Annotated in this window: 8 protein-coding genes and 1 pseudogene; 3 read left to right on the top strand and 6 right to left on the bottom strand. The window is 71.2% G+C overall.

Annotated features, from left to right (window positions below):
- Positions 1 to 55: 55 nt before the first annotated feature.
- Positions 56 to 970 (top strand): annotated as a pseudogene (locus tag C1I98_RS33330) (ABC transporter substrate-binding protein); the annotation flags it as partial.
- A gap of 32 nt (positions 971 to 1002) precedes the next feature.
- Positions 1003 to 1809, top strand: a complete 807-nt coding sequence (locus C1I98_RS33335; RefSeq protein ID WP_199537405.1) for an SDR family oxidoreductase — start codon at positions 1003 to 1005, stop codon at positions 1807 to 1809.
- Positions 1810 to 1813: 4 nt separating this feature from the next.
- On the opposite strand, the gene C1I98_RS33340 is transcribed toward C1I98_RS33335, so the two are convergent.
- The 6 genes from C1I98_RS33340 to C1I98_RS33370 all read right to left on the bottom strand — a co-directional run bounded on the left by C1I98_RS33340 (position 1814) and on the right by C1I98_RS33370 (position 5900).
- On the bottom strand, positions 1814 to 2377 hold the full coding sequence (locus C1I98_RS33340; protein WP_111171323.1) for a carboxymuconolactone decarboxylase family protein: 564 nt from the start codon (positions 2375 to 2377) through the stop codon (positions 1814 to 1816).
- Between the two features lie 4 nt (positions 2378 to 2381).
- Positions 2382 to 3266 carry an MBL fold metallo-hydrolase gene (locus tag C1I98_RS33345; protein ID WP_146607793.1) on the bottom strand — a complete coding sequence of 295 codons (885 nt, stop codon included), beginning with the start codon at positions 3264 to 3266 and terminating at the stop codon, positions 2382 to 2384.
- Positions 3267 to 3276: 10 nt separating this feature from the next.
- Positions 3277 to 3978 carry a hypothetical protein gene (locus C1I98_RS33350; protein ID WP_199537406.1) on the bottom strand — a complete coding sequence of 234 codons (702 nt, stop codon included), beginning with the start codon at positions 3976 to 3978 and terminating at the stop codon, positions 3277 to 3279.
- Positions 3979 to 4381: 403 nt separating this feature from the next.
- Complete coding sequence (locus C1I98_RS33360; protein ID WP_111171327.1) at positions 4382 to 4702, bottom strand: DUF8820 family protein; 321 nt, start codon at positions 4700 to 4702, stop codon at positions 4382 to 4384.
- Positions 4703 to 4829: 127 nt separating this feature from the next.
- Positions 4830 to 5354 carry a hypothetical protein gene (locus C1I98_RS33365; protein ID WP_111171328.1) on the bottom strand — a complete coding sequence of 175 codons (525 nt, stop codon included), beginning with the start codon at positions 5352 to 5354 and terminating at the stop codon, positions 4830 to 4832.
- Positions 5355 to 5447: 93 nt separating this feature from the next.
- Positions 5448 to 5900: a VOC family protein gene (locus C1I98_RS33370; protein ID WP_111171329.1), complete on the bottom strand. Its 453-nt coding sequence runs from the start codon at positions 5898 to 5900 to the stop codon at positions 5448 to 5450.
- A 150-nt stretch (positions 5901 to 6050) separates the two neighbouring features.
- On the opposite strand from C1I98_RS33370, the gene C1I98_RS33375 reads away from it, so the two are divergent.
- Positions 6051 to 6488: hypothetical protein (locus C1I98_RS33375; protein WP_146607794.1), on the top strand; the 438-nt coding region annotated here is incomplete at its 3' end.

The raw sequence follows: 6488 nt of genomic DNA on the forward strand, positions 1-6488 counted from the left end.
ACTCGACTAGTCGTCGGCAGCGTCAGATGGGTATAAGAGACAGCTCCAGGACGCCGAGAAGAAGTACATCTTCGATCCGTTCAGCAAGGAGACCGGGATCGAGGTCGCCATCGCCGGGCCGCCCACCGGGGCCAAGATCAAGGCCATGGTGGACACCGGGAACATCGAGTGGGACCTGATCGCCGGCGGCCCGTCCATCGTGCTGCCGCTCGGCCGCGACTACTTCGAGCCGCTGCCCGACAGACTGCTGAACATCCCGGGCATCGACCCGTCGTACGTGGACAAGAACTGGCTGACGTACTACCTGTTCTCCATCGTCATGGCCTGGAACACCGAGGCGATGAAGGGCGCCAAGCCCGAGGGCTGGGCCGACTTCTGGGACGTCCGGAAGTTCCCCGGCAAGCGCACGCTGCGCGGCGCGGACCAGGGCGTGCCGCCGGACCTGGAGTTCGCCCTGCTCAGCGCGGGCGTCGCGCCCGACAAGCTGTATCCCGTGGACGTCGAGAAGGCGTTCGCCCAACTGGGCGCGCTCAAGCCGAACGTGCCGCAGTGGTGGACCTCCGGCGCGCAGCCCGGCCAGATGCTGGTCAGCGGGCAGGTCTCCGCCTCCAGCATCTTCGCCGGCCGGCTGGACGCGCTGAAGAAGCAGGGCGCGCCGCTCGACTTCACCTGGAACGGCGGCATGCTCCAGCTCGGCGCGTGGTCGGTGCCGAAGGGCGCGCGCAACAAGGAGGCGGCGTTCAAGCTCATCGAGTACTCGGTCCGGCCGGACGTCCAGGCCGCCGTGTGGAGCAAGTACAACAACGGACCGGCCAACTCCAAGGCCATGGAACTCATGGACAAGGAGTGGGCGCGCACCCTGCCCTCCCACCCGGCCAACGCCGAGTTGCAGTTCCTGTACGGCGCCGACTGGTGGAGCAAGAACCGCAACGAGGTGCTGAAGCGGTTCCAGACGTTCGCCTCCACCTGATCCTCATCCACAACCACTACCGGGGAGCAACGTTGGAATCATTGACAGGCCGCGCCTATCTGGTCACCGGCGGCGGTACCGGCATCGGCGCGGCCGTCGCGCTCCGGCTGGCCGAACTGGGCGCGTCGGTCACGGTGCTCGGCAGGCGCAAGGAGCCGCTGGACGAGGTGGTCGCCAAGGTCGAGAGCGCGGGCGGGGCGGCGCTGGCGTACTCGGCCGACGTACGCGACCCCGCGGCCGTCGAGGCGGCGGTGGAGGCCGCCGAGGCCCGGTTCGGCCGGGTGGACGGCCTGGTCAACAATGCCGCGGGCAACTTCGTCGCCCCCGCGGAGGAACTGTCCGCGAACGGCTGGCGGGCGGTGGTGGACATCGTGCTGAACGGTGCCTGGCACTGCACGTCGGCCGTGGCCAGGCGGCTGATCAGGGACGGACGGCCGGGCGCGGTGGTCAACGTGGTGGCCACCTACGCCTGGACCGGCCACCCCGGCACCGTGCACAGCGCCGCCGCCAAGGCCGGGGTCGTCTCGATGACCAAGACGCTGGCGGTCGAGTGGGCCAGGTACGGCATCCGGCTGAACTGCATCGCGCCCGGCCCCACCGAGACCGACGGGGCGGGCGCGGCGCTGTGGGCCTCGCCCGAGGAACGCGAGCGGGTGCTGTCCTCGGTGCCGATGCGGCGCTTCGCGAGCCCGGAGGAGGTCGCCGGACTGACCGCGTTGCTGCTCAGCGACCGCACCTCCTATGTGACCGGCACGGTGCTGACCGCCGACGGCGGGCAGTCCCTCGGCGGGCAGATCTACGGGACCCCGGTCGAGGAGCTGGCCAAGGCCCGCCGCTGACCGCTCAGGACGCGGGCCGCTCCGGGAAACCGGGGCGGTCCGGGTCCAGCGGCACGCCGGCCGAGTTGAGCGTGACGGCGACCGTCCAGTACCGGCCGATCACCGCGATCAGGTCGATGAGCTGCGCGGTGTCGTAGGTTTCCGCCAGGACCGCCCAGGTCGGGCCGGACACGCGCGCGTCGGCGCGCAGTTCGTCCACCGCGCGCAGCAGCGCGGCCTCGAACGGCGTCCAGCCGGGGGCGTCCGGGCCCTCGGTGACCCGGCGGATCTCCTGGGCCGACAGCCCGGCCCGCGCGCCGAACAGGGTGTGCTGGCCGAAGGCGTACGCAGAGCCGCACAGCCACGTCACCCGCAGGATGGCCAGCTCGCGATCCCTGGGCGGCAGCGTGGAACCCCCCAGCAGGTACTCCTGCAACGGGCGCTGCGCCTTCATCAGGCCCGGATTGTGCGCCCACATGCGCGACACGCCCGCCGTGCCCGCGCGGGCCTCGTCGCCGAAAAGCTCGCGTTCCAGCCGGTGGTAGTCCTCCACCGGCACCGGCTCGATGCGCGGTTCTTCCGCTCCCATCGCGCTAGCCCGCCTGGTCCTCGTCGCGGCGCACGGTCGCCCGCACCCCGCCGCCGGAGTCGCGGGACACCCCGACCACGGTCAGGATCGGGAAGTGCGGCGCGAGCAGCGTCGCGTTCCGCTCGGCCGCCAGGGCGGCGACCATCTCGCGGCTCTCCACCGACCGGGGCGGGTCGTGGTCGATCACCGGCAGCCAGCCCGGGTGCTCCAGGTGGGTCGGGTGATGGGCGAGGTCGCCGACGATGACCGCCGCCGCGCCGCCGTCGGCCACCAGCACGACGACGTGTCCCGGCGTGTGCCCGTGCGCGGGCAGCACGGTGACCGCGTCCGACAGCGGCAGCTCGCCGCCAAAGGCGCGCAGCAGGCCCGCCGCCGACACGGCCTCGATCCTCTTCCGCACCGCCGGGACCATCGAGTGGTTCGCCGGGATCGCGGCGACCTCCTCGCCGGTCCAGTAGGCGATCTCGCGCTCGTGTACGTAGACCTCGGCCCGGGGGAAGGTGGGCGTGCCCGCGTCGTCCTTGATCAGCCAGCCGCAGTGGTCGGCGTGCAGGTGGGTCTGGACGATCCGGTCCACGTCGCCGGGCCGGACGCCCAGGTCGGCGAGCCGGTCCAGCATCTCGCCCGCGCCCGCGAGCCCGGCGACCTCGTGCGCGCGGTGTCCCCACCCGGCGTCCACGAGCGTCACCGATCCGTCGCCGGTCACGAGGAACGCGCCGAAGTTCACCCGGAACGGGTGGTCCGGGTCGGTCACGCCGGTGGCGGGCATCCACTCCTCCGGCGGCACGCCGTTGAACCACGTACGCCGCGGCGCCTCCACCACACCATCGCTGACCTGTGAGATCCGCATCCGGCCGACCTTGATGGTGGCTGATGTCCGAAACCGCACGTGTGCTCCCCTACTTCGTGATCCGGTCGTACTTGACGCGCCAACTGACGGTCCGGCCCTCCCACGCGGGCGGGCCGGGCGTCAGCGAAACCGTGCCCGGCGCGGGCACCGGCGGCGCGGCCTCGGCCTCGTACAGGGCCAGGTACGCCGGGCAGCCCGGCTCGGGGTGCCGGAATTCCCACCACCGCTCGAACCGCGAGCCCCGGTCGTAGCCGAACGCCGCGATGATCTCCGGGAGATGGACGCGGGTGTAGAAGTCGTCGAAGTCCGCGATCTCCCGTTCGCCCGACTCCGCCGCCGGGTCGATGCCGATCAGCGCCACCCGCCCGGCGGAGACGTCCCGGCCCGTCCAGGCGGTACGCTGCCAGATCAGCCGCCACACCGGCTCCATCCGCCGCCACGGCGACGGCCCCGGCGGATACACCGGCCGCTCCTCCGGCGGCCCGGTCACCCGCTCGGCGAACCGCCGCGCGGCCTCCTCGCCGTCCAGGCCGTACACGGCCAGCCAGCGCGGCCACGGCCCCGGCGGCGGATCGACCTGCGCCAGCTCGTACCGCTCCGCGCACACGAACCCGGGATTGCGGGCCATGACATCACCCAGATGGGCGTCATAGAACTCGTTGAAGGCGGCCATCTGATGGGGCGGCTCGTCCGGGGGCGTGTTGATCCCGACGGCGTACACGAACGGGCAACTCCACGGCGAAAGCGTCATGGCGCGGCCGCCACCCCCATCCACGAGGCACATCTATCAAAAAGCACCATACATTTCGGACCGTTGCCGCGCACCCCCACCCCCTCCCGGTAACCGCCCGAGTCTGTCGCCGCGCGGCCTGGGCCGGCGAGGCGAACCAGATGAACCGCTCGGGCTCGGCGAGCCCGGCTTCGCGGTAGGCGGCCCGGACGCCCTCTTCGGCGGCGGGCCGATCTGCCGGGCCGGTGGCGTAGGCGACGGTGGTCCACGCGGTCGCCGCGTCGGCGACGGACGCGGCCCGCGCGGGGGAGAGGGCTGGGGTGCTCATGGGTTTCCTCGGCTGTCGGCTGTCGGCTGTCGGCTGTCGGCTGTCGGCTGTCGGCTGTGGGCTGTCGTGGGGAGTGAAGGAGACGGGTCGGCCGGGTCAGTCGGCGACGTAGCGGGCGTAGCTGCCCGGTACGTACTCGCGCTGCCGTACGACCCGGAACCACCCCTTGGGCAGGGAGATGGCGGCGTGCTCCTCGTACACGAGCCGCCCGCCCTCGGGCAGATGCAGGAACTCCGGCATGTCGGAGCCGCGGCGCACGAGCAGCGTGCCCGCCCCCGGCACGGCGTGCGCGTGGCCGGTCGCCTCGCCGAGCGCCGGCACCAGCCGGCCCCGCTCATCGCGAGGCGCGGCCACCAGCCGCTCGGGCACGGCCTCGGCGGCGACCGGCATGAGCAGGATGTCTCCTTGACGGAACACTGGAATTTCCGCGCCTTTCTGGCCTCGCTCAAAGCCTCGGTGAAAAGCCTCGATGAAAAGTAGAAGACGCGACCGACAATTCCGCCGAGGGCGGCTCAGCCCCAGTTCAGCCCCAGCTCAGCCCCGTTCAGCCCCCGGGCAGGAGCAGGAGCAGGGCGCTGAGCGCGAGGGTGAGCGCCACGAAACCCGGAGTCCTCGGGTCGCGCGCCGCCTCCCGGCGCGCGGAGATCACCAGCGTGACGCCCAGGGCCAGGGCCGTCACCAGGTGCAGGCCGTACCACAGCACGACGGGAACCCGGCCCAGCACGGTGCCGGAGAGCAGGTCGTCGGCGGACCCGAAGCCGGCGAGCGCGCCGACCAGGCACAGCCCGAGGCCGAGCAGCGCCGGCGCGTACCGCAGACGGCCCAGCGGCGCCCAGACCACCGTGCCCAGCGCGAGCAGGACGATGGCGTTGAAGTGCAGGCGCCGGACGAACAGGCCGCCGGGCACGTCGAAGCCGAGGCTCAGGATCGACGCGTACGCGCCGCTCATCTCAACGCCCCGCAGCGGCTCATATTCGCCCGTGTAGACCACCGTCCCGCCGCCGGGGGAGTAGTGGAATGCGAGGAAGGCGCCGCTGAGCAGAAGCACCACGAGGAAATAGACGAGCATTTCGCCGACTAATTGCCTCGCACGCTCCATGCCGGATATCTCACCATGAATGATCATCCGGTCGGAACGTAAGCGCCAGCCGCCAATCGCCGCCTACGTCGCGCAGAACTCGTTGCCCTCGGGGTCGAGCATGATCCACCAGTGCCCGGCGGGCCCCTGGTCGACCTCGCGGACGCGGGTCGCCCCCAGCTCCTCCAGCCGGTTCACCAGCTTGTCGAGCCCACCGGGCTCGCCGTGGACGTCGATGTGCAGCCGGTTCTTGCCGGACTTGCCCTCGGGCACCTCCTGGAAGAGCAGCCGCCGCCCCCGGCCGATGCCGCTGACCGCGTCGAACGGGTCATCGGGATGGCGGACCGCGGCGTAACCGCGGAAGATCTTGCGGCCACGATGCTCGACGATCGCCTCCTCGCCGATCCGGCCCGCGCCCTGCAACTGCTCGATGAGCGCGCTGGGGTCCTCCACCTCGTACTCCAGCGCCGCCGCCCAGAAGTCGGCGAGCGTGGCCGCATCCCTGCTGTCGATCACAAGTTTCCAGCTCAGTGCCATGTAACCAGTTATAGAGGTTACGGAGCCCAGCCCGCAACCACTCGCCTACTCTGTACCCACTCATCCCCTAAAATGGGTATTACACACTCTTTGCCATGCCTTGGGGTGATTGTCTTGTTGGCCGCCATGCGCGGGCGTACCGTCCGCGATGTGAACCCTGCACAACCCGGCGACGATCCCGATCGCCACTCCCTCCTCGACGAACTCGAACAACCCTGTGCCACCTGCGGAGGCACCGGAAGCCGCGTCGATCCCGCCTGGGAGCCCTGGCGAACCCGCCTCCAGGAGCTCGCCGACGCCGCCCGCCGCGCCCGGCAGAAGGCGGGGCTTCCCCCCGACACCCCGGTCACCGGCCTGGGCCAGGTGATCGGCATCCACGGCGAACCAGGTCAGCACCCTCCCATCGACATTCCGCCGGCGGTGGTGGAGGCCGAACGGGCGATCGACGATCACATGGACGCCCGCCCGCTCAGCTACCAGCAGGAGATCTGCGCCCTGTGCCGGGGAGCGGGGCAGGTTCTCACCGACACCGGCAACCAGTTCATCGACCTGCTGGAACGGTACGGTTTCGTCCGCACGCACCCGCCC

Origin of the sequence: Spongiactinospora gelatinilytica, assembly GCF_003236385.1 — a bacterium.
In the GTDB taxonomy this organism is placed as follows: Bacteria; Actinomycetota; Actinomycetes; order Streptosporangiales; family Streptosporangiaceae; genus Spongiactinospora; species Spongiactinospora gelatinilytica.

Coding starts and splice junctions, on each gene's coding strand:
- C1I98_RS33365 (WP_111171328.1), bottom strand. CDS start 5,354: ATGCTCGTCTATTTCCTCGTGGTGCTTCTGCTCAGCGGCGCCTTCCTC.
- C1I98_RS33340 (WP_111171323.1), bottom strand. CDS start 2,377: ATGGGAGCGGAAGAACCGCGCATCGAGCCGGTGCCGGTGGAGGACTAC.
- C1I98_RS33350 (WP_199537406.1), bottom strand. CDS start 3,978: ATGACGCTTTCGCCGTGGAGTTGCCCGTTCGTGTACGCCGTCGGGATC.
- C1I98_RS33370 (WP_111171329.1), bottom strand. CDS start 5,900: ATGGCACTGAGCTGGAAACTTGTGATCGACAGCAGGGATGCGGCCACG.